Here is a 22237-nt window from a genome sequence, read left to right as displayed (position 1 = left end):
GGTAGTGTGAAGAGATCGATGCTGATGGGGGTGCTTGGCGCCTCGCTGCTGCTCAGTGGCTGCAAAGTGGAGCTCTATACCGGGGTCACTCAGAAAGAGGGCAACGAGATGCTGGCGTTGCTGCAGACCGAGGGGATCGCCTCGGACAAGCAGCCGGACAAGGATGGTCGCATCAAGCTGCTGGTGGAAGAGTCCGACGTGGCGCAGGCCATCGAGACCCTCAAACGCAAGGGCTATCCAAAAGAGAGCTTCTCCACTCTGCAGGATGTGTTTCCCAAGGATGGCCTCATCTCCTCGCCCACCGAGGAACGGGCTCGCCTCACCTATGCCAAGGCGCAGGAGATCTCCAATACCCTGTCGGAAATAGACGGCGTGCTGGTGGCTCGCGTCCATGTGGTGCTGCCGGAAGGCAATGAAGGGATCAGCAAGAAACCCTCTCCCGCCTCGGCCTCGGTCTTTATCAAGCATGCGGCGGATATCCAGCTCGATACTTACATCCCGCAGATCAAGCAGTTGGTCAACAACAGTATCGAGGGGCTCGCCTACGACCGGATCAGCGTGGTGTTGGTGCCCTCGGCGGATGTGCGCCAGAGCCCGTTGATGCCGCGCAATACCTCGCTCTTCTCCATTGAAGTGAGCGAAGGCTCAAAATGGCGGCTGGGTGGCCTGATTGCCCTGTTGCTGGCGCTGGTGGTGACCAGCAACCTGGCGCAATACATGTGGCACCGGAGCCGGAGTCGCGGATGACGGTCGGTTTGACCCCCTATCAGCTGCGCTTTTGCCCGGCCAGCTACCTCCATGAGGCGCACCTGCCCTCATCCTGGGCGCGGGTGCCCAAACTCCTGCCCGAGTGGCGAACGCTGCCAGCCAGTAACGGCGCTCTGCTCGAGGCGCTGGCGCTGGGGATTGGCTACGAGATGCCCGCGCCACTGGGGGGATTGGCGCTCTTTCCCCAAAGTGAGTTGGTGCTGTTGTTGCGCCGTTTGGGGGCCGTGCTGCACGGAGAGGCGATCCGCCACTGCTTGCTGGCACCAACGCTGCGCCAGATCATCGCCTTGCTGGGGGACGAGGGGCACAGAGCCGTACTCTCCCAGCTCGACTTGTTGATTGGACCCTGGCCCGCTGGCTGGCAGCAGCCTCTGCCCGCTCAGCTCGATGAGGGGGAGCTGGAAGAGGCGGGCTTGCAGTTCTGGCTGGCGGCGGCCGGGGAAGGCTACCCCGACTGGGCTCGCCGTCTCACCCTGCGACTTCCCCCAGCGCCACCCGGGCCATCATGGCCTTTGGCGGCTGACCAGCTGCCACTGGCCCGGGCGCTTTGTCTCAAGATTGCCAAACAGGTAACCCCCCAATGCTGCCATTTGTTGAAATAAAGAGTAACCATCTGCAACTGGCGCCAAGCCAGCGTATTTTGCGTAGCCAGGATTACCTCTCCTACCTGAGTGCACAGGAGCTGGTAGAGGCCGCCCGGGCCCAGGCGGCCGATATTGTGGCCGAGGCCCGCGCCGTCTATGAAGAGCAGAAGAGCCTTGGCTGGCAAGCCGGGATTGACGAAGCCCGGCGCGAACAGGCGGTGCTGATCCACCAGACCCAGTTGCAGTGCCAGGGGTACTATCGCACTGTGGAGCAGCAGATGAGCGAGGTGGTGCTGCAGGCGGTGCGCAAGATCCTGCACGATTACGATCAGGTGGCGCTCACCCTCAAGGTGGTACGAGAGGCTCTCTCGCTGGTGAGTAACCAGAAGCAGGTGACGATACGGGTTCATCCCGAGCAGGTGCCGGCGGTGCGTGACCAGATCGCCCGGGTGCACAAGGATTTCCCCGAAATTGGCTATCTCGAGATCTCCGCCGATGCACGCCTCGATCAGGGGGGCTGCATTCTCGAGACCGAGGTGGGGATCATCGACGCCAGCCTCGATGGCCAGCTGGAGGCGCTCTCCTTCGCCATGAGCTCGGCGCTGGAAAAGCGTGGTGAACAGCAGGCCCGACTCGCCGGGGCGAATGCCGCGGTTGAATAAGGCGGCTAAATATATGGCCGGCTACGTGAGAGAACATTCATCTGACAAGTCCCGCCGGTTGTTACCTGCGTAAAACAAAACCGCCCCGGAGATCCGGGGCGGTTTTTTATTTAGCGATACCGAGATGAGTCGTGGACGACATAAGGGCTCAGCGATAGCGGCCACGTACCGAACTGCTGGCGCGGCCGGCCATCTTGATCAGGCTCTGGCGGGTGTGCAGGTGGCAGAGCGCCACGCCAAGGGCATCTGCTGCGTCCGCCTGCGGGGTGGCGGAGAGTTTCAGCAGATGGGTCACCATATGCTGCACCTGCTCCTTGGCGGCACCGCCAGTGCCGACTACCGCCTGCTTGATCTGGGTGGCGGAGTATTCGCTCACCGGCAGATAGGCGTTGACCGCGGCGACGATGGCGCTGCCCCGGGCCTGCCCCAGTTTCAGGGCCGAGTCGGCGTTGCGGGCCATAAAGACCCGCTCGATGGCAAACTCGGTGGGTTTGAACTGGGTGATGATCTCGCATACCCCGTCATAGACCTGCTTGAGGCGCTCCGGCAGTTCGCCGCAATCGGTGCGGATGCAGCCAGAGCCCAAGTATTCGGCCTTGCCGCCCACGACCCGGATAACCCCGTATCCGGTGATCCGCGAACCCGGATCGATGCCCAAAATAATGCTCATGGGTGTTGATTGCTCTAAACGCGAGTGATGGCCGCCAAGATAGCAAACTGTGGCCCGTTTGGCTGTATGTCCCGGGTCAAGCGGGCAAAGATTGGCCAGCCTGCGTCGGGCGTGGTTAGCCCTTGAACAGCGCTATGGTGTCGCCATCCTGCAGGCTGCCCGCGCCACGCACCACCACCCGGTCCCCCTGCTTGAGGGCGCCGCTCACCGCCACCTGTTGGCTGTCGCCAAACAGCACGGTGACCGGCACCCGATTAACCTTGAGCGACTTGCCGCTTCGCGCCACCTGATAGACCACGCTGCCATCGGTGCCGAGCACCAGAGCGTCACGGGGTAGCAGCATGCTCTGTTGCTCCCCCAGTGGCAGGGCAACCCGTACCGGCGAGCCGATGATAAAGGTGCCCGCTTCCGGTTTGAGGCGCAGCTCGATGAGGCGCGACTTTGGATCGGCGCTGGCGGCTCGCTGGTAATAGACGCCGTGACCACTCAGCTGCTCCCCCTCCACCCGCAGCCGGGTTTGCGGCGCAAGCTGCTGGGCCCAGAGAATGGGGGCTTGCAGGCGAATATCCGGCTGATCCGGGTTGACCAGCTCCAGCGCCTGCTCGCCCGCGTCCACATGCTCGCCGGGCTGGATGAAGTGGTTGTTCACCACCCCGTCGAACGGGGCATAGATGTGGCTGCGGCGCAGCTGTTCTTCAATCTGGTTCACCTGTATGGCGGCCAGCCGCTCGGCCAGCGCGGCCTGCTCCACATCATAACTGGCCTTGTCGTACTGGCTTTGGGAGGCGCTCTTTTGCTGGTGTAGCCGGGTGATCCGCTGGGATTCGGCGCGAGCGAAGCGCAGGTTGCTCTGCCATTTCGCCTGCTCGGCGCGAGCTTGCTCCAGCGAGAGGCGCAGCGCCGCACTGTCGAGGCGCAGCAGATCGTCCCCTTTTTTGACCCGGCTGCCAAATTCGGCGATCCATTCCACCCGGCCGCTCACTTCGGCACTGAGCGCCGCCTGCTGACGGCTCGCCACCGTGCCGCTGACCCAGATATTGGCGGCCGCATCCCCTTGGGTCACATCCGCCAGGGTCACCATCTTGCCCTGATCGGCCAATACCGGTAGCGCGCTGCCTGCAATCAGCACAGCGCCAGCCAACATTCGGGTAATCATATGTGTCATCGATGAGCTCCTTGCTCAGGCCCGCTGGCGCAGGGGGTGTGGGATCGCCACCTGCTCCCCGAGACGCAGGAAGGCAGGCAACAGGATCAGGGTGAACAGGGTGCTGCAGCTCATGCCGCCGACAATGACGGTGGCGAGCCCGCGGTAAATTTCGCTCCCCTCGCTTGGGCTCAGCATCAGCGGCAGCATGCCGAAGATGCTGGTGAGACTGGTCATGGCGATGGGACGCATCCGGCTTTGCAGGGCATCGGCCACCGCCAGCTGGCGGCTCATGCCGTCCCGCTCGGCGGTGCGGGTCTGATGCACCAGCAGGATGGCGTTGTTGACCACCAGTCCCAGCAGGATGACAAAGCCGATGATGGTGAGCAGATCCATCGGCAGCGGCACCAGCAGCCCGCTCAGTTGCAGCGCCAGCACGCCGCCAACCGAGGCTAGGGGCAGGGTGAGCAACACCAGCAGGGCATCCTTGATGGAGGCAAACACTCCCCACAGCAGCACCAGCAGGATCACCACGGCAAACAGGAAGATGGTCCCCAGATTGTCGAGCGCCTGTTGCAGGCTGTCGGCATTGCCGGCAATGCGCAGCTCGCCACCAGCGGGCAGCAGGGGGCGGATGGCGGCAAAACTGCGGTTTTTCAGGGTGTCGATCACCTGCTCCATGGTCATGCCTGCCGGGGGCGCTATCTGCAGGCTGATGCTGCGCCGCCCATCGGCCCGGAAGATACTGGCCGGGCCCATGTCGTGCTCTACCCGGAGCAGCTCGCCAAGGGGAACGATGCGTCCGGAAGGGGTGGCCAGCGGCACAGCCTTCAGTTCGTCCGGATTGGCGGAGCTCTGCCCCATCAGCATGATGTCGAGCCGATCTTCGCCGTCAAAATACTCGCCAACCCGCAAGCCGTCGCCAAAGGTCTGGATGATGGTGGGCAGGGGCGTGCGATCCCAACCCACTTCGGCGAGGCGCCGATCTTGCGGCACCAGTTTGAGCTCGGGGGCGGTGAAGTCGAGACTCGGCTCGGGCCGGATCTGTGCTCCCGGCAGGTCCTTGCTGAGGATCCCCATGCTGGCTCGGGCCGCCTGATAGAGCTCGGGCAGGTTGCCTCCCTGCAGCAGCAGGGAGACGCCGTTCTCGCTGTCAAAGCCGCCAAACAGCGACCCCTGACCGCCGAACACCCGGGTGTCGGGAATACCCACCAGCAGCTGCTTCATCAACAGGCTCTCCAGCTCCTTGATGCGGTTTTCGTCTTTGGGGCGCACGCCAATCTGGGCGCCCCCCGGGTAGCGCAAGATGTAGTAGTTCTTGAGGGCAGGCTCTTTCTCCCCCTTCATGTAGGGGGCGAGGCGGGCGATCAGGGTATCGATCACCTCTTCGCGCTGGGCCTTGAGGTTGACCCCTGGGGTGAAGTTCATCCAGACATCCACCGCATCCCGTTTCACGTCCGGCAGATAGTCCATCTTGGGCAGCAGCGCCCAGGTGGCCAGTGCTGGCAGACTCATCATCAGGGTAATGACCGCCCAGCGCTGGCGTGAGGTCGAGGTCCAGCGGATCACGTGACGGGTAGTGCGCTGCCACAGCGACTCATAGGGATCGGTCAGCGTTTCACGCCCCATCCAGCGCGCCGCCACAGCGGGCAGCACGATGACGGCGACCAGCATGGAGACCGTTACGGCGCAGGCGATGGTGAGCGCCAGATCGGCAAACAGCTGACCCTCCACATCGTTGAGCAGCAGCACCGGCAGGAAGATGGCGACCGTGGTGAGGGTGGAGGCGACCAGCGCCGTCCACACCTGACGGGTTCCTTCGAGCGCCGCCTCCGCCTTGCTCAAATCCCCCCGCTCGTGGCGCCGGTAGATGCTCTCCAGCACCACGATGGCGGCGTCGAGCACCATGCCGACGGCAAAGGCGATGCCCGCCAGCGAGATGATGTTGAGGGTGCGATCCATCACTTTGAGCAAGCAGAAGGTGAGCATGATGCTGATGGGGATGGCGAGGGCAATCATCAGGGTCGCCTTGAGCTGGCGCAGGAAGAGCCAGAGGATGGCACAAGAGAGCAGCACCCCGAGCCCCAGGTTGGCAGTGACCATGCTGACGGCGCGATTGATGTAGAGGGAGGCATCGAATGACTGCTCCATGTGCAGCCCGACCGGCTCCAGCACCTCGCGGTTGAGCTCGTTCACCCGGGCCTTGATCGCCTCAAGGGAGGCCAGGGCATTGGCACCGCTCTCCTTGAAGATCTGGGCGGCGATGGCGGTATTGCCGTTCTGGATCCGCAGCACCGGGTTCTCTTCCCTGGCCACCCTTACCTCCGCCACATCCCGCAGATAGATTGGCAGGCCATTGCGCCAGTCCACCACCTTGTTCCCCAGCGTCTCGACGTCGTAACGACCGGCGAAGCGCAGCTTGTACTCCCAGCGACCGATGTCGAGGGTACCGGCCGACACGTCCCAGCCGGTGGTGGCGCGGCTGGCCAGCACCGGGATCTCCACTCCCAGCTCGGCGGCGCGATAGGGGTCGAAGCGGATCTGGATCTGGCGCTCGTTGATCCCCTCGACTGCGACTGTCGAGACCCCTTCAATGCGCTCCAGCTCGGGTTTGACCCGCGCCTCGATCAACGCCTGATGATCATCGATCACCCCCTTGGCGCCGGGCAGCTGCTGGATGAAGAAGAAGGTGAGGGTGTCGTTGCTGCTGTAGTTGTTGACGTAGGGGCCGCCAATCTTGTCCGGCAATCCCGAGACCCGGTTCAGCCGCGAAATCACATCGAGCTGGGCCCGTTGCATGTCGGTGCCGAGGGCAAACTCCATGTCGATTTCGGTAAAGCCGGGATAGCTGTTGCTGACAAGGCTCTTGAGCCCCTGAACCCCCTGCATCTCCTGCTCGATGGGGTCGGTGATCTCCGACTCCATCTCTTGGGGCGAGGCTGAACGCCAGCTCACCGAAATGTTGAGGTGTGGACGGTCGATGTCGGGGAACAGCTGGATCGGCAGTCCCCGGATGCTGAGCAGGCCCAGCAGGAAAATCAGCACGATCGAGACCGCCACCCAGATGGGGCGTTCGATCGCCGTTTTGGCGAGGTTCATTCACTCTTCCTGAGTTGTTGTTATCGGCCATTCCGCTGGCCTTGCTTCCAAAGTCCCTGCAACAGGGACTCAAGCATTTAACTGGAATTCGCCCAGATTGTAAATGCATGGTTAACAAACAAAAAAACCGGCCACGAGGGCCGGTTTGGTACAGGTTTGCCAGGGGATCAGGCGGCGTGCTCGACCTTGTTGGGCTGCTTGTTTGCTTGCTGGGAGAAGCCTTCCAGCTCGCCCGGGGCGAAGTTGTCTACCTGAATCGCTTCGTAGCGCAGGGCATCGGCGGCCAGCAGTTTGTCCGCTTCGTCCTTGCTCAGGATGGAACCGGCCAGTGCGGCGGCAACCAGCTCCGGCAGCGCCAGTTTGCGGGGCAGTTTGCCCTCTTTCTGGGCCTGCACCAGCTTCTTCTCGTAGGGCTGCACGGCGACCATGGCCTGGAAGGCGCGCTCCATCAGGCCGACCGGATCCGCCTCGTCCTTGCCTACATAGCAGAGGGCGGTCAGACGGTCGCGGAACTCGCCCGGCTTCATCATGGCCAGACAGATGGCGTGGCAGCGATCGTCGGCCGGCATCTTGTAACCGACGCCGAACGGGAACACCACGCGCTTGAGTACGGCACCCACCACCTTGTTCGGGAAGTTCTGGAAGAAGCCCTCGAACGCCTTGCCAATCAGGTAGAGGTTGCGCTCCACCGCGTACTGCACGAACGGCAGATCGGAGACCATGCGGCCCTGATCCTCGTAATGCTTGAGGGTAGCGGAGGCCAGATAGAGGTGGCTCAGTACGTCACCCAGACGGGCGGAGATCATCTCCTTGCGCTTGAGATCGCCACCCAGCATCAGCATGGAGACGTCGGCGCACAGCGCCAGCCCTTTACTCATGCGTGACAGCTGCTTGTAGTAGCGAGCGGTTTCACCGGCCACTGGGGCACTGTTGAACTGACCCAGAGTCAGCCCCTGGAACAGGGAACCGAAGAAGTTGCCGGCGCCGAAGGCGATGTGCTTCATCAGCAGGGCGTCAAACTTCTCGAGGCCGCGTTCCACGTCGGTATCGGCTGCCGCTTCCAGCTCGGCAAAGACGTACGGGTGGCAGCGGGTAGCCCCTTGCCCGAAGATCATCAGGTTGCGGGTCAGGATGTTGGCCCCTTCCACCGTGATGGCGACCGGAATACCCATGTAGGCGTAGCCGGTGTAGTTTTTCGGGCCCAGCTGGATGGCGCGACCGGCGTGGATGTCCATGGAGTCATCCATGATCTGACGCGCCATTTCGGTCATGTGGTACTTGGAAATCGCGGTGACGATGGCCGGTGCCTGACCCAAGTCCAGGGAACCTGCGGTCATACGACGGGCCCCTTCCAGCTGATAGGTGAGGCCGCCGATGCGAGCCAGCGCCTCTTGCACCCCTTCAAACTTGCCGATGGACATGCCGAACTGCTTGCGTACATAGGAGTAGGCGCCCACGGTACGGCTCGCCATATGACCGCAAGCGGTGCCCAGGGCAGGCAGCGAGATGCCGCGACCGGCGGAGAGGCACTCCACCAGCATGCGCCAGCCGCGGCCAGCGTAATCCGGGCCGCCGATGATCCAGTCGAGCGGGATGAACACATCCTTGCCGAAGGTCGGGCCGTTCAGGAACGCCAGACCCATGGGGTAGTGGCGATCGCCGACACGCACGCCCGGGTGGCTGGTGGGGATGAGGGCGCAGGTGATGCCGAGCTCTTCCTTGTCACCCAGCAGTTTTTCCGGGTCATAGAGTTTGAACGCCAGTCCCAGCACGGTGGCGCGCGGCGCCAGGGTGATGTAGCGCTTGTTCCAGTTGAGGCGAATACCCAGCACCTCTTCACCCTTGTGCATCCCTTTGCAGACGATCCCCTTGTCAGGAATGGCGCCCGCATCGGAGCCCGCCTCCGGCCCGGTCAGGGCGAAGCAGGGCACCTCTTTGCCATTGGCCAGCCCCGGCAGCCAGAAATCTTTCTGGGCCTGGGTGCCGTAGTGCATCAGCAGCTCACCAGGGCCGAGAGAGTTCGGCACCATGACGGTGACCGCCACGCTCAGACTCTTGGTGGCAATGCGGGTGACGATGGTGGAGTTGGCAATCGCCGAGAACTCGCGGCCGCCATAGGATTTCGGGATGATCAGGGAGAAGAAGCCTTCCTTCTTCAGATAGTCCCACACCGGCTCCGGCAGGTCTTTGGTTTCGTTGACGATCTTGAAGTCATCAACCATGGCGAGCAGGGTTTCGACCTGATTGTCGATAAAGGCCTGCTCCTCTGCGGTCAGCTCGGCCTTGCCGTAGCCGTGCAGTTTTTTCCAGTCGGGGTTGCCGCGAAACAACTCGCCATCCCACCAGACGGAGCCGGCTTCCATGGCCTCCCGCTCGGTAGCTGACAATGGCGGCAGTATCTTTTTGAAGATGCCGAACACCGGACGGGTTACCACCTTTTTACGGATGGAGGGTACGCCGAGCACAACGGCTATCGCCAGCACCAGCAGGACAAGCAATGTGATCATACCGAAGTTCCTTCTATTTCACTGTTTCCGTTGATTTATTGTTGGTTGTTACACGGCCAGGGAGAGCCTGGTCGACTCCACGGGCGCCCCGACTCCGGACGCCAGATAAGGAATAACGTTGCGCACCAGCCCTTCCACATCGAGCTGCTGGCCAAAGTCGGCCAGGGCGATGTCGCGCAGGGCATCGGCGGAGGCCATGGTGAATACGACGGTGCCCAGGGTGAAGTGCAGGCGCCAGAAGAGATCCGCGGGCGACAGGGCCGGATTGGCCTTGGAGATGGCCTGGGTGATCCGCTGCAAAATGGGGCCATAGTGGGCGGTGATAAAGCGGCGCAGGTGGCCCTGGCTGTCGATATAGCCGCGCCCCAGCAGCTGCATAAAGATGGCCGGGCCGTTGGCTCGCACCGCCGAGAGTTTCATCAGTGGCTCGACAAAACTTTCAAACAGTTGCAGCAGGGTCAGCTGCTCCTGCTCCATCAGTACCCGCAGGCGAGCATCAAGATCGGGCATAAACAGGCTCAGATAGCGGTCGAGCACCGCCTGGATCAGCTCCTTCTTGGAGCCGAAGTGATAGTTCACCGACGCCAGATTAACGTCGGCCTCGCTGGTGATCAGACGCAAAGAGGTATCGGCGAATCCCCGCTCGGCAAACAGCACTTCAGCGGCGTCGAGAATACGGTTTTTGGTATCGATTTTACTCACTGGACACCTCACTTAAACGAATGTTTAAAAAGTACGTTTCATAACGTGAAGTGTCAAGAGAATGTGAATGAGTGTTAGCGGAATGTTTTTCGCTGAAAAAAGCAAAGTGGGCGGAACTTAGTCAAAAAGCAGGACTCTATATCTATGCCACTGCAATTAAACATTAAGTCTCGCCCAACCTGCTCCATGCTAGTTGGGCCTTTTTTTTGCGCGTTTGTTACCGGTTTGCGGTTTGCAGGCAAAAAAAACCGCCGCAGGGCGCGACGGTGGGGAAAGTGAGTTCGCGTCATCCTGACGGCAAACTGTCGATGCGAGTTCAGGCATGTATCGACGGGGGCAGTATGCCAGCCAGAGCCCCTCAGACTATGTCAGCTTCGCGGTATTTTGTGACAAAGTGTGGCAAGCACTGGCGTGGCCCAAGCTACCGCTCTTTGCTATGCTGCCCTTTCAAAATATGAGGGGAGAGAAGATGAAGTACCCGGTCGATACCCACACTCACACCATTGCCAGCACCCATGCCTACAGCACCATCCACGACTATCTGCCGATAGCCAGGGCCAAGGGGATCAAGCTGTTCGCTACCACGGATCACGGGCCCGAGATGGCCGATGCCCCTCATGTCTGGCACTTTGCCAACTTGCCGATATTGCCAAGAGTGGTGGATGGGGTAGGGATCCTGCGGGGTATCGAGGCAAACATCAAAAACCTGGAGGGGGAGATCGATTTTCCCGAGCGCTATGAGTCGCGCCTCGACATGATCATGGCGGGTTTTCATGAGCAGGTATTCCCTCCCTGCGATCAGGCAACCCACACCCAGGCGATGATCAACGCCATCAAGAGTGGTCGGGTCGACATGATCAGCCACCCGGGCAACCCCGCATTTCCCATCGACATTCAGGCGGTGGTCAAGGCGGCGGCCGACTATCGGGTGGCGCTGGAGGTCAACAACTCCTCCTTCATTCATTCCCGCCCGGGGAGCGAAGGCAACTGCCGTGCCATAGTCGAAGCTGCGCGAGATCTGGGGGCCTATCTCACCTTCGGCTCCGATTCCCACGTGGCATTTACTCTTGGCGATTTTGACCACTGCCACCGTCTGGTGACCGAAGCGGGCTTCCCGCAAGAGCGGATCCTGGTGCGCTCCCCCCGTGCTCTGCTCGATTTCCTCGAAAGCCGCGGCCGGGCCCATATCCCCGAGTTTGTCGATCTATAAATCGTGCTCTAACACCATGAGCCAACTCATAAAATCGAGCTGGCTCAATTGACTTGCCGATCATTTTTTATGAATGTGGAGAGTAACAAGCCGGTATAGCTCAGTTGGTAGAGCAGCGCATTCGTAATGCGAAGGTCAGGAGTTCGATTCCCCTTATCGGCACCATATAAAACAAATGGTTAGCTTCTCGGTGAAGCTAGCCATTTGTGCTTTTTGGCTTGGGGTACCACGTGGGGTACCACATCTAGCAAACGGTAGGCATATTACTGTATCCACTTACCTGGCCACCGGCAGGTCCTCCCAGCGGGTGGTGTAGCAGGGGCTCAGGTGCTCTTGTCGCATCATCCACTCAGGCGACCCCGTGCCTTGGCTGGCAAAGCCTACGCGCCCCAATCCCTTGGCTTTGATCTGGTCCATCACTGCCATCAGCGCATCTGATTGAGCGAAGGACGGGGCAAAGAGATCTGCCTGTTGTTGCCCCTTGGGGGTGAACTCACTCAGCATGACGCCCCCCTTCTGATAACGGTAACCGTCGCGCCAAATCTGCGGTAGCAGCACGTTCACTTGCTGCAGCAGCAACCGGGTATCATCGCTAGGGCAGACCAGCCGAACGCCAGCCTGCTCACTGTAGTAAGGCGCACGTTCGTCAAAGGGGCTGGTCCGCACGAACAGGTGCACCCGCTGGCAACACATCCCCTCGGCCCGCAACTTCTCGGCTGCGCGAGCCATAAAGCCTGACAACGCTTGGGCCATTTCCCCACAGTCAGTCACGCGCTCACCAAAGGAACGGCTCGAGAGGATCTGCAGCTTCGCCGCCGGTTCAACGGTCAGCTCTGCGCAAGGCAGGCCACGCAGTTCCTGTACGATCCGCTCGACCACCACGCCGTATTGGGCGCGTAACCCTTTGGCGTCGCTAGCCACCAGGTCAGCCACGGTGTTGATGCCTTGTGCCACCAACTTGGCTCCCAAGCGCCGTCCTATGCCCCACACCTCGTCCACCGGGGTGATAGCCATCAGCCGGGCACGGCGCAGCTCGTCACGCAAGTCCACGACGCCGCCCGTGGCAGGCCACTTCTTGGCTGCATAGTTGGCCAGCTTGGCGAGGGTCTTGGTGGGGCCAATCCCGACCCCTACCGTGAGGCCGGTCCACTGCCACACTCGCTGCCGGATCTGTTGTCCATAGGCTGTCAGGTCCCCGGCAAACGACTCCGACAGTGACAGGAATGCTTCATCGATGGAGTAGACCTCAAGCTCAGGGGCCATGGTCTCCAACGTGCTCATCACCCTGCCAGACATATCTCCATAGAGTGCGTAGTTGGAGCTGAACGCCACACCGCCATGCGCCTCGAACTGCTCGCGGATCTTGAAGTAGGGCCCGGCCATCTTGATACCCATCGCCTTGGCCTCGGGGCTGCGCGACACCACGCATCCATCGTTGTTGGAGAGCACCACGATCGGGCGGCCACGCAGCTCAGGGCGAAACAGCCGCTCACAGCTGGCGTAGAAGTTGTTTACATCAACGAGCGCTATAGCCATCACGCTGCCTCAGATTGCCAATCACATGGGTGACCACTCCGAACAACTCCAGGGAGAGGCTCATACAAGGGTCGATAGGCACGAACGCCGGATTGGCTGGCAACAGCCGCAACCTCGGCTTGAGCTGCAAGGTCTTTACCGTGAAGCCGCCATCGAGTAGTGCAATCACCACATCACCATGGCGCGGGGTGAGGCTCTTATCGACCACCAGCAAGTCACCGGGAAAGATGCCGACCCCGGTCATGCTCTCCCCCTCGGCACGCAGATAGAAGGTTGCTGCAGGGTGCGCCACGCAGTGGGTGTTGAGGTCCAACTTCCCTTCCAGATAGTCGCTGGCTGGGCTGGGAAAGCCGCAAGAGGCGCGGTGCAAGAACAGCGGGATGGTCACCTCGGCGGGTGATGGGTCTGGGGTTAACAGCTTCATGGTAAAATGCCTGTATTTATATACAGCTATTATAGCGCACCACCTTTGAACCAGCGCAAGTCCCGCATGCCAGTGATGGCGTACCATGGCGCCAACAAATAACAAAGAGGTCAGTATGAGTCACAATCTGTGTGCCCTACCGAAAGAGCAGCAAGAACGGGTCGAGGTCGAGAAGGCCGCCGCATATGCGGTATGGAAGGAGCGCAACGGTCACTTGGCCAGCGCAGAAAGCGAAGCGAACCAACATCAAGGTGAACTGAGCAGCTACTTCCTCGAACAAGTAGCGAAATACAGGAAACTAAGATAACGCTCGGTCTTTAAAGGTCGCGTATATGTGAGACTCGATAGGGTTTTTCCATTCCTTAAGTGGTAGTCTAGTCGTTATTAACCAATAACTTAACAGAAGAATGGAACAACTTAACCGAGCCCTTGCCTTACACCAGTTACTATTGGACTTCCGTTACCCTGTTCCACGCTCCGTCATACTCGAACGACTTGAGTGCTCAGCCAGCACTTTCAAACGGCTGCTGGAATTGCTGCGAGACCGTTATCAGGCGCCAATAATCTGGGATCCGACCGCTCGTGGTTATCGCTACGATACCGATGATGGTCGATTTACCTTGCCAGGCGTCTGGCTTACCGAATCGGAAGCCTTTGCGCTCTTGATGGCCAATCGCCTGCTGCAAGATGTGCAACCGGGTCTGCAGCAGCAGGGGGTGGCTCAGTTGCAGGCACGTATCGGAGATTTGCTGGGTCCCCAGTGGCAGAATGAAGCTGACCGCCTGCGTGTGGAAAGCATCGGGCGCCAATACGTGCCCCCAGAGCTATTCCTACCTCTGGTACAAGCGCTGTTTTCCAGGCGTCAACTCCACTTTCTCTATCATCCCACACAACATCAGTCCGAAGAGCGTCAAGTATCGCCACAGCGTCTCTGCTGGTATCGGGACAACTGGTATCTGCTTGCCTGGTGTCATGGACGAGAGGCCTTGCGCCTCTTTGCCTTGAGTCGAATTGTCGAACCCAAAGCGCTGGATGAAGCCGCCTGTGAATGTGGGACACCAGAGCTGGATGCACTCTTTGCAAATGGCTATGGCATCTTCGCCGGGGCTGATTTGCAGCAGGCCGAGCTGCGCTTTGACCCATCAGCTACCCCTTGGGTCAGAGATGTGCAGTGGCACTGGGAGCAGCTCCAGACCATAGAGCCAAGCGGCCATATTCGTCTCACTTTCCCCTATGCCGATCAACGCGAACTGGTACGCGACCTGATGCGCTTTAGTGGCGAGGTTGAGGTGCTTGCACCACTTGAACTGCGTCAGAGTGTGATAGCGGCCATGGAGGCCGGATTAAAAAAACATGAGCCAGTGGCACCACTGGCTCAGCCGGTGAGCCAGTGAGCGATTAAGAATAGCCAGAGCTTATCAAGAGGAAGCTTTCGGATATGGCAGAGCTACACCCATCTGATCTGAAGACCATTTTGCATTCCAAACGGGCCAACCTTTACTACCTGGAGTATTGCCGGGTCTTGGTCAATGGTGGTCGTGTTGAGTATGTGACCGATGAAGGAAAAGAGTCACTCTATTGGAATATTCCGATTGCCAATACTACCTGCATCCTGCTGGGAACAGGCACATCTATTACTCAGGCTGCCATGCGGGAACTGGCGAAGGCGGGCGTCTTGGTTGGTTTTTGTGGCGGTGGTGGCACACCTCTTTTTGCTGCCAATGAAGTTGAGGTGAGCGTGAGTTGGCTCACCTCCCAGAGCGAGTACAGGCCAACCGAATATCTGCAGCAGTGGGTTAGCTTCTGGTTTTGTGATGATGCAAGGCTAAAAGTGGCCATCGCCTTTCAAAAAGTGCGTATCGCCCAGATTCGCAATGTATGGCTGGGGGCGGCCATGAAACGTGAGCGGGCATTCGTGCTCGATGAGGCTGCTCTCGACAGTGCCTTGCTACGTTTCGAGGCCCAGCTTGCTCACTGTCAGAGTACTACCGATGTGCTGGCTCAAGAGGCCAGCTTGACCAAGATGCTCTACAAGTTGGCGGGCAATGCTGTGTGTTATGGCGAGTTTACCCGTGCCAAGCATGGCAGTGGCATCGACATGGCCAACCGTTTTCTCGATCACGGTAACTATCTCGCCTATGGCCTTGCCGCAACCGCTTGTTGGGTTATCGGCCTGCCCCATGGTCTCTCTGTACTTCATGGTAAAACCCGTCGCGGTGGGTTGGTGTTTGATGTGGCTGATCTGATCAAGGATGCGCTCATCTTGCCCCAGGCTTTTATCGCTGCCATGGCCGGGGAAGAAGAGCAAGAATTTCGCCAGCGGATCATCGGCCGCTTTAATCAGCACGGTGCATTGGATCTGATGATTGAGACTTTGCAGTCGGTAGCCGCCGACCTGAGTGAGGTGGGGCGATGAACGTGCTGTTGGTCTCCCAGTGCAGTAAACGAGCCTTGGATGAAACAAGGCGCATTCTGGATCAGTTTGCCGAACGTAAAGGTGAGAGAACCTGGGCGACGACGATCACCCAAAATGGCCTCGACACTTTACGCAAACTGCTACGTAAAACTGCCCGTCGTAACACCGCCGTATCCTGCCACTGGCTCAAAAGCGCGGGGCCGGAGCTTTGCTGGATCGTTGGCAATGTCCACCGCTTCAATGAGCAGGGTTCAGTACCGACCAACAGTACCGGGCGCAATATCCTGCGCAGCCAGGATGAGAATCTCTGGCACTCTGGTGAAGCCATGGCGTTATTGGCGGCGATCGCTGGCCTTTTTCACGATCTGGGCAAAGCCAACCGGCTCTTTCAGGACAAGCTCACGGGCAAGCGCCGTGAGCTGAGCGAGCCACTGCGCCATGAGTGGGTCTCGCTGCGCATCTTTGAAGCTTTCGTCGATAGTCGGGGCGACCTGCAGTGGCTAACCGCGCTCTCTAACTTGAACACAAATGATGAAAAGCAGGCATTGGCAGGTCTTGGTAAGCTGACCGAAAGCAAGGCACATCCAACCAGAGTAAACCCGTTCGAAGCCTTGCCGCCGATCGCTCGCATCATCGGCTGGCTTATCGTCTCGCACCATCGTTTGCCGCAGTTTGACGCCAAACATGAGCAAGCCGTCGGCGCGCCTCCTCTGGAACGGTTAACGGTAGATTCAGGGCGCTTTGATGCCAGCTGGAACTCCCCCCAATGCCGCGATCCAGAATGGGATAAGGATGCATGGCAACGTGTTTGGGTCTTCCCTCATGGTACTCCTCTTGCCAGTCAAACTTGGTGCAGCAAAGCCAACAGTCTGGCGCAGCGAGCGCTACAGTGTCATTCACTCTGGCAAGAGCGGGATTGGCTATCCGATCGTTTCACTGCTCATTTGGCTCGTCTGTGCCTGATGTTGGCAGACCATGCCTACTCCTCAGGTGATGTAACCGAGAAGTGGCAAGACAGGGATTATCGGGCCTATGCCAATACCGATCGCGTCACGGGCAGGCTCAAGCAGTCGCTTGATGAGCACAATATCGGCGTGGGCCATAACGCATATCTGCTCGCCAAGAGTCTGCCGAAACTGCGGCCTTATCTACCCGCAATCACTCGTCACAAAGGCTTTAAACAGCGCAGCCAACAGAGTGCATTTCGCTGGCAGGACAAGGCATTTGATTTGGCCAGAATGTTGGTTCACCGCTCCCGGCAACAGGGGTTCTTTGGGGTCAATATGGCTTCAACCGGCTGCGGAAAAACCTTTGCCAATGCCCGCATCATGTACGGGCTTGCCGATGAAAAGCTAGGTTGCCGCTTTAGCGTCGCATTGGGCCTTCGCACCCTGACGTTGCAAACCGGCGATGCCTTGAGAGCTCGATTGTCGCTCGATTCTGATGATCTGGCCGTGCTGATAGGTTCTGCGGCAGTGCAGCAGCTCCATGAGCTTCGAACCCGAAAGGCACTTTCCGAGCCTAAGAGTGGCTCCGAATCGGCAGAGTCTCTGCTTGATACCAATATGCATGTGCGTTACGACGGAGCTCTCGATGACGGCCCACTACGTCGCTGGCTCAAACAATCTCCTGCCTTGCATCAATTGGTCAGCGCTCCTGTACTGGTGAGCACCATCGATCACCTGATCCCGGCGACCGAAGGAACTCGTGGCGGCAAGCAGATTGCCCCCATGCTGCGTCTGCTCACCTCGGATCTGGTACTTGATGAACCTGATGACTTCGGGCTGTCCGATCTGCCTGCCCTCTGTCGTCTGGTCAATTGGGCGGGGATGCTGGGTAGTCGGGTGCTGCTCTCATCGGCTACCTTGCAGCCCGCCTTGTTGAATGCCTTATTTGCTGCCTATCAGGCGGGGAGAGCCCATTACCACAAAGCCTGTGGCCAGCCAGGGCCTATGCCCCCTATCTGCTGTGCCTGGTTCGATGAATTCGGGGTCGCCCAGCAGGATCTGGCTGAACAGAGTGCTTTCAAGGTTAATCACCAAGAGTTTGTGGCCGCTCGACTGACCAAGCTGGCCGAGCAATCCGCCCTGCGCCGGGGAGCAATATGGTCTGTGAGTGCAAGTGGAAAAAGTAGCGATGAGGTGGTGCAAGCCATGGCGAGCGCAGTTCGTGAGGGTATGCTCCAGCTACACAGTGAGCATCATGAGCGCCACGTCTCAGGCAAGTGTTGTTCGGTTGGCCTGGTACGTATGGCTAATATCGATCCGCTGGTCGCTATCGCCCGGCAGGTACTAAGCCAGGCCCCGCCGCCCGACACCCACATCCACTTTTGCATCTACCACAGTCACCACCCGCTGTTGGTGCGCTCCGAGATGGAGAAGCGTCTCGATGCCCTGCTAACCCGCTATGACAGCGATGCATTTTGGCAACGGCCTGAGGTCTCGCAGGCGCTGGCGCAGCCCGAGAAGCACCATCTGTTTGTCGTTTTTGCCTCGCCGGTCGCCGAAGTGGGGCGTGATCACGACTATGACTGGGCCATTGCCGAGCCGAGTTCGATGCGATCTCTTATCCAGTTGGCCGGTCGCATTCAGCGTCACCGCAAGCGGGGGCCAGCTGCTCCAAACCTTTTGATCCTCAATCGCAATGTCAAGGCGTTGCGTGGGAGGACTCCGGCCTATTGTCAGCCGGGGTTTGAGTCGACGGAGTTTCAGCTCGCTAATCACGATATGGCGCAGAGTTTGCGAGAAGAGCAGTACAAGGTGATAGGGGCTGCACCCGCGATCCAGATGCCGCCGAGTCCAGGTCGAGGGCCCTACTCAAATCTGGTGGAACTGGAACACGCACATCTTGCCACCTCCTTGTTTGCTAAGGGACATCAGCCTCCCTCCGCAGTCTCTTGGTGGCAACATCAACATCCACTGGACTGGGCTGGTGAGATGCAACGGCAAACTCGCTTTCGGGCGTCGCGCCCCGACGAGAGCTTTGTACTCTATCAGGCCGATGAGGATGAGCCCCTGCGCTTTCACCGGCTCGAAGAGCGTGGTGAGCCTGAGCTGGTGGAGGCTAGCTGTTTCGAGCGCCAGACCTTTACGCCCGCCGAACGGGTCGCCCCCTGGTTGGATAACGAGCCAGAGCCTCTGCTGGCCGCCTTAGGGGAGGAGATGGAGTGGGATGCCGCCAGGCTATCACGCACCTTTACCGAGATCCGGCTGCCACTCAACGAGCAGAGTGCCAGACCTTGGCGATATGACCCGCAATTCGGGGTTTATCGGGAATTAAAGATAAGTAAAGAGGGACGTTATGAGTGAAACAAGTATGTCATCAGCCATCGATGACTATATCTCGGCAAGGCAGGAGGCCAAGCCGGACAAGTGGCCCAGCAAAGCGGACTGGCTCGACGATGCCGCCAAGCGGGCCAAGCAGATAACATTGGTTACCCATGCCCCCAAGTTTACCCATGGGGATGCGCGGGGGATTGGGGCTAGAGTCGAAGGGATGACGGGGGAAGAGTATCTCTCGACTGCCAGTCTGACTGCGCCGGTTATCGATGTGATCGGCAACGCGGCAGCCCTCGATGTGGCCAATCTGTTGCTGCTCGAAGCGGACGGCAAACGGCTGGTGGATCTGATGCAGGATGGCGATGCCTCTGCACTTGCAACCTTCAGCAACAATAAGGCACAGCTGGAATCATGGTGCGATGGCCTCTCTCAGGCCTTGGCAGGTGGTGCTGTGACCACTCACACCCTGGCTAAGCAGACCTATTTTCCCGTGGATGGGGGATACCACCTGCTGAGCCCCCTTTTTGCCAGCTCGCTGTGTCATGCCTTGTATCAACGCATCGATCAGTCTCGCTTCGGGGATGAGGCGAAGGCGGCGCGCGAGGCTCGCCGTAAAAACGAGTTTTCCGAACTGACCATCGTGGACTTTCCCCATCTGGCGGAGCAGCACTTTGGCGGCACCAAACCCCAAAATGTCTCTCTGCTGAACAGTAAACGCTATGGCCGCGTCTATCTATTGAGTTCCCAACCACCTGCGTGGCAAGACCGGCTTACGGCGCCCGAGAGCCAAGAGCATTTCTGGATACGCTACGAGTATCGGGTTGCGGCCACTCTCGGCGAGCTGAGCCGTTTTCTCAAATCGGTGGCGCTGGTTGATAACAACGCCGCCATCAAACAACGCCGAGCTGGGCTGGTGCATGACTTGATAGGGGCGCTACTCCACTACGGCGCCGAGCTGCGTACCTTGCCTGCGGGCTGGAGCAGGGTGATGACTGAGCCGATGAGCGAGGCGTTTTGCCGCTGGCTCGATCCCATCGACGACCAGACACTCTCCGATAACGAGGCCAATCAGATAGCTCTGGAGTTTGGTCGCCGACTCAATCGGCGGCTGCAAAAGCGGCTGTCTCATCTCGGAGATGCTGAGCTGCATGTCTGGCGTCGTCAGCTGGCGCGTCAACTGCGTATGTTGCAACAGGATCTGGAGGAATGGGCATGAAATCGACCCTGCTACTTCGCCACCTCAAGGTGGAAAATGCCAATGCTATCAGCGGGCTGACCTATGGCTTTCCGGCCATCAGTCATTTTCTGGGCTTCACTCACGCTTTGTCACGCCGCCTTGAACAAGCCTTCGGACTGACACTGGGGGGCTGCGCAGTCATCGCTCATCACACCGGGTTACAGAGTCAGCCGCTTGGCAACCGCCGTGAGCAGGTCTTTGCTCTGACGCGCAACCCTTTGACCAAAGAGGGGAAGACGGCTCCCTTTAATGAAGAGGGGCGTGTGCACCTCGACATCAGCCTGTTGATTGAGTGTGATTTTGACGCCGACCAGCTACCTAAAACGGGAGCGCTGGATCAACGAGTCCGAGAGCTTCAAACTTGGTTTGAACGCACTGTGCCGACCCTGCGCTTGGCCGGGGGAATTATCACTAGCCTTGAGCTGGTGCAGTGGCGCGAGCGTTATGAGGAGCGCGAGCTACGCCGCTTGTGTATGGGTTTGCTACCGGGCTTTGCCCTGGTCTGCCGTCATGACCTGTTAACCCTTCACCATCAACAGCGGTCCAGCACCGAGACTGGCGGGGAGTTGCTCGACAGCCTGCTCGATTTTGTCACCCTGCGCCACCAGGCGCAGCATGATGAAGCCGGTGTGGTGAGCTGGCAACAACTGGCCAAACCGGCTTCCGGTTATCTGGTACCACTGGTCGTGGGTTACCAAGGCATCTCCTCCCTCCATGAACCGGGTTCTGTTCCCAGCAGCCGCGATAAGGAGACCCCTTTTCGGTTTGTGGAGTCCATCTACACCTTGGGTCAGTGGGTCAGCCCACATCGCATCCAAGGTCTCGATACCCTGTTATGGCGCTATCGCCATCAGGACCCCTATTACCTCTGTGAGAATCGTTATCAAGCCCCGGAGTCGGAGTGGGACGAGAACGACGCAGAATCGTTTATGGCAAATGACCTCTTCTGATAAGGAACTTCATCATGGCAAAAGCAACAATCAAAACCGCCTCTGTTCTGGCCTTCGAGCGCAAGCTCGCTAACTCCGATGCCCGACTTTTCGCCGGTAATTGGCAAGAGCGGGATAACCCGACTGCCTGGCTTCCGGTATCACTGCAAGAAAAAGCCGTGCGTGGCACCATCTCCAATCGCTTGAAGAAAGCGACTGCCGAAGACTCGGCCAAGCTCGATAACGAGATCCAGAAACCCAATCTGCAGCGGGTCGATGTGGCGACGCTGCCCTTCGATGCCGATACCCTGCGGGTTAGTTTTACCCTGCGCGTGTTGGGTAACCTGGCCCAGCCTTCTGCCTGCAACGATCAGGCTTATCAGTCGGTACTGGTAGAGAAGATCGATGGCTATGTACGTGAACACCAGTTCCATGAGCTGGCGGCCCGTTATGCCGAGAACTTGGCTAATGGCCGCTTCCTGTGGCGCAACCGGGTTGGGGCTGAAGCCGTGGAGGTGCGCATCAGCCAGCTTGAGCAAGGCTCGGCTAAGCAGAGCTGGGTCTTTGATGCCCTGAACTTCAACTTGCGTACCTTTACCAAACCAGAAGGTGCGCTGGCTGAACTGGCTGAAGTAATCCGACAAGGGCTGCTTGGCAACGACTTCGCGCTGTTAAGTGTCGAGGCATTTGTTCGTCTCGGGGCCGGTCAGGAAGTGTTCCCTTCTCAAGAATTGGTGCTCGACCAGAGTGGTGGCAAAGAGGGGAAAAAGAGTAAGTACCTCTACCAGGTGGATGGCATTGCCGCGATGCACTCCCAGAAAATTGGCAACGCCCTACGCACCATCGATACCTGGTACCCAGGTTCAGAGGAACTTGGACCGATCGCAGTTGAGCCGTATGGTTCGGTTACCAGCCGTGGCACAGCCTATCGCCAACCCAAGGAGAAGCTCGACTTTTATAACCAGCTCGATGGCTGGATGCTGAAAGACAATGTTCCATCAGTGGAACAACAGCACTATGTGATAGCGACCTTGGTACGCGGCGGCGTCTTCGGCGAGGCAGACTAAGGAG

At 59.2% G+C, this 22237-nt stretch carries 18 protein-coding genes and 1 tRNA gene; 12 read left to right on the top strand and 7 right to left on the bottom strand.

Going from position 1 to position 22237, the window contains the following annotated elements:
* Positions 1 to 6 precede the first annotated feature (6 nt).
* From ascJ to ascL, 3 genes are read left to right on the top strand one after another with little or no spacing between them, the layout of a single operon-like run.
* A complete protein-coding gene (ascJ, locus tag I6L47_RS07220; RefSeq protein WP_179831119.1) occupies positions 7 to 747 on the top strand; it encodes a SctJ family type III secretion inner membrane ring lipoprotein AscJ in 741 nt (246 codons plus the stop codon).
* On the top strand, positions 744 to 1370 hold the full coding sequence (locus I6L47_RS07215; protein WP_216948991.1) for a SctK family type III secretion system sorting platform protein: 627 nt from the start codon (positions 744 to 746) through the stop codon (positions 1368 to 1370). Before ascJ ends, I6L47_RS07215 begins: the two co-directional genes overlap by 4 nt.
* The gene (gene ascL / locus I6L47_RS07210; RefSeq protein ID WP_201907364.1) at positions 1349 to 2014 is read left to right on the top strand and encodes a SctL family type III secretion system stator protein AscL; all 666 of its coding nucleotides are present in this window, start codon (positions 1349 to 1351) and stop codon (positions 2012 to 2014) included. Before I6L47_RS07215 ends, ascL begins: the two co-directional genes overlap by 22 nt.
* Before the next feature lie 148 nt (positions 2015 to 2162).
* Here the strand turns inward: ascL and ruvC are convergent, their stop codons facing one another.
* The 5 genes from ruvC to I6L47_RS07185 form a co-directional block, all read right to left on the bottom strand.
* A complete protein-coding gene (gene ruvC, locus I6L47_RS07205) occupies positions 2163 to 2684 on the bottom strand; it encodes a crossover junction endodeoxyribonuclease RuvC (RefSeq protein WP_005334512.1) in 522 nt (173 codons plus the stop codon).
* Between the two features lie 115 nt (positions 2685 to 2799).
* Positions 2800 to 3849, bottom strand: coding sequence for an efflux RND transporter periplasmic adaptor subunit (locus tag I6L47_RS07200; protein ID WP_216948990.1), 1050 nt, complete (start codon positions 3847 to 3849; stop codon positions 2800 to 2802).
* Between the two features lie 15 nt (positions 3850 to 3864).
* Complete coding sequence (locus I6L47_RS07195) at positions 3865 to 6927, bottom strand: efflux RND transporter permease subunit (protein ID WP_216948989.1); 3063 nt, start codon at positions 6925 to 6927, stop codon at positions 3865 to 3867.
* 167 nt (positions 6928 to 7094) lie between these two features.
* Positions 7095 to 9434: an acyl-CoA dehydrogenase gene (locus I6L47_RS07190; protein ID WP_005353557.1), complete on the bottom strand. Its 2340-nt coding sequence runs from the start codon at positions 9432 to 9434 to the stop codon at positions 7095 to 7097.
* Positions 9435 to 9482: 48 nt separating this feature from the next.
* Positions 9483 to 10136 carry a TetR/AcrR family transcriptional regulator gene (locus tag I6L47_RS07185; protein ID WP_005334507.1) on the bottom strand — a complete coding sequence of 218 codons (654 nt, stop codon included), beginning with the start codon at positions 10134 to 10136 and terminating at the stop codon, positions 9483 to 9485.
* Between the two features lie 469 nt (positions 10137 to 10605).
* Here I6L47_RS07185 and I6L47_RS07180 point away from each other — a divergent pair, with 469 nt between their 5' ends.
* On the top strand, positions 10606 to 11346 hold the full coding sequence (locus I6L47_RS07180; protein ID WP_201998000.1) for a phosphatase: 741 nt from the start codon (positions 10606 to 10608) through the stop codon (positions 11344 to 11346).
* A gap of 89 nt (positions 11347 to 11435) precedes the next feature.
* Positions 11436 to 11511 (top strand) — tRNA-Thr (locus I6L47_RS07175).
* A 111-nt stretch (positions 11512 to 11622) separates the two neighbouring features.
* Here I6L47_RS07175 and umuC read toward each other — a convergent pair.
* Positions 11623 to 12882 (bottom strand): translesion error-prone DNA polymerase V subunit UmuC, encoded by a 1260-nt coding sequence (umuC, locus tag I6L47_RS07170; RefSeq protein ID WP_216948988.1) that lies wholly within the window; start codon positions 12880 to 12882, stop codon positions 11623 to 11625.
* Positions 12863 to 13306 (bottom strand): translesion error-prone DNA polymerase V autoproteolytic subunit, encoded by a 444-nt coding sequence (gene umuD, locus I6L47_RS07165; protein ID WP_216948987.1) that lies wholly within the window; start codon positions 13304 to 13306, stop codon positions 12863 to 12865. The genes umuC and umuD overlap by 20 nt, the downstream gene beginning before the upstream one ends.
* Before the next feature lie 115 nt (positions 13307 to 13421).
* On the opposite strand from umuD, the gene I6L47_RS07160 reads away from it, so the two are divergent.
* From I6L47_RS07160 to csy3, 7 genes are all read left to right on the top strand, one after another.
* A complete protein-coding gene (locus I6L47_RS07160) occupies positions 13422 to 13613 on the top strand; it encodes a DUF3283 family protein (protein WP_216948986.1) in 192 nt (63 codons plus the stop codon).
* Between the two features lie 226 nt (positions 13614 to 13839).
* On the top strand, positions 13840 to 14700 hold the full coding sequence (locus I6L47_RS07155) for a YafY family protein (RefSeq protein ID WP_254204835.1): 861 nt from the start codon (positions 13840 to 13842) through the stop codon (positions 14698 to 14700).
* Positions 14701 to 14744: 44 nt separating this feature from the next.
* A complete protein-coding gene (gene cas1f, locus I6L47_RS07150) occupies positions 14745 to 15722 on the top strand; it encodes a type I-F CRISPR-associated endonuclease Cas1f (RefSeq protein WP_216948984.1) in 978 nt (325 codons plus the stop codon).
* Entirely contained in the window at positions 15719 to 19030 is a 3312-nt protein-coding gene (cas3f, locus tag I6L47_RS07145) for a type I-F CRISPR-associated helicase Cas3f (protein WP_216948983.1), read from the top strand. Before cas1f ends, cas3f begins: the two co-directional genes overlap by 4 nt.
* The gene (gene csy1, locus I6L47_RS07140) at positions 19023 to 20216 is read left to right on the top strand and encodes a type I-F CRISPR-associated protein Csy1 (protein ID WP_216948982.1); all 1194 of its coding nucleotides are present in this window, start codon (positions 19023 to 19025) and stop codon (positions 20214 to 20216) included. Before cas3f ends, csy1 begins: the two co-directional genes overlap by 8 nt.
* Complete coding sequence (csy2, locus tag I6L47_RS07135) at positions 20213 to 21187, top strand: type I-F CRISPR-associated protein Csy2 (RefSeq protein WP_236289470.1); 975 nt, start codon at positions 20213 to 20215, stop codon at positions 21185 to 21187. Before csy1 ends, csy2 begins: the two co-directional genes overlap by 4 nt.
* Positions 21188 to 21201: 14 nt before the next feature.
* Positions 21202 to 22233, top strand: a complete 1032-nt coding sequence (gene csy3, locus I6L47_RS07130) for a type I-F CRISPR-associated protein Csy3 (protein ID WP_201912995.1) — start codon at positions 21202 to 21204, stop codon at positions 22231 to 22233.
* Positions 22234 to 22237 lie beyond the last annotated feature (4 nt).

This window comes from Aeromonas sp. FDAARGOS 1417 (genome assembly GCF_019046985.1).
GTDB lineage: Bacteria > Pseudomonadota > Gammaproteobacteria > Enterobacterales > Aeromonadaceae > Aeromonas > Aeromonas veronii.
The sequence above is the reverse complement of the archived record's forward strand: the minus strand, read 5'-3'. Positions and strand labels throughout refer to the sequence as shown.

Excerpts from the sequence above, each read along its gene's own strand:
- cas3f (WP_216948983.1), top strand. The coding sequence starts at position 15,719 with ATGAACGTGCTGTTGGTCTCCCAGTGCAGTAAACGAGCCTTGGATGAA.
- I6L47_RS07180 (WP_201998000.1), top strand. The coding sequence starts at position 10,606 with ATGAAGTACCCGGTCGATACCCACACTCACACCATTGCCAGCACCCAT.
- umuD (WP_216948987.1), bottom strand. The coding sequence starts at position 13,306 with ATGAAGCTGTTAACCCCAGACCCATCACCCGCCGAGGTGACCATCCCG.
- cas1f (WP_216948984.1), top strand. The coding sequence starts at position 14,745 with ATGGCAGAGCTACACCCATCTGATCTGAAGACCATTTTGCATTCCAAA.
- umuC (WP_216948988.1), bottom strand. The coding sequence starts at position 12,882 with ATGGCTATAGCGCTCGTTGATGTAAACAACTTCTACGCCAGCTGTGAG.
- I6L47_RS07200 (WP_216948990.1), bottom strand. The coding sequence starts at position 3,849 with ATGACACATATGATTACCCGAATGTTGGCTGGCGCTGTGCTGATTGCA.
- I6L47_RS07215 (WP_216948991.1), top strand. The coding sequence starts at position 744 with ATGACGGTCGGTTTGACCCCCTATCAGCTGCGCTTTTGCCCGGCCAGC.
- I6L47_RS07195 (WP_216948989.1), bottom strand. The coding sequence starts at position 6,927 with ATGAACCTCGCCAAAACGGCGATCGAACGCCCCATCTGGGTGGCGGTC.
- I6L47_RS07190 (WP_005353557.1), bottom strand. The coding sequence starts at position 9,434 with ATGATCACATTGCTTGTCCTGCTGGTGCTGGCGATAGCCGTTGTGCTC.
- csy3 (WP_201912995.1), top strand. The coding sequence starts at position 21,202 with ATGGCAAAAGCAACAATCAAAACCGCCTCTGTTCTGGCCTTCGAGCGC.
- ruvC (WP_005334512.1), bottom strand. The coding sequence starts at position 2,684 with ATGAGCATTATTTTGGGCATCGATCCGGGTTCGCGGATCACCGGATAC.
- csy2 (WP_236289470.1), top strand. The coding sequence starts at position 20,213 with ATGAAATCGACCCTGCTACTTCGCCACCTCAAGGTGGAAAATGCCAAT.
- csy1 (WP_216948982.1), top strand. The coding sequence starts at position 19,023 with ATGAGTGAAACAAGTATGTCATCAGCCATCGATGACTATATCTCGGCA.
- I6L47_RS07160 (WP_216948986.1), top strand. The coding sequence starts at position 13,422 with ATGAGTCACAATCTGTGTGCCCTACCGAAAGAGCAGCAAGAACGGGTC.
- ascL (WP_201907364.1), top strand. The coding sequence starts at position 1,349 with ATGCTGCCATTTGTTGAAATAAAGAGTAACCATCTGCAACTGGCGCCA.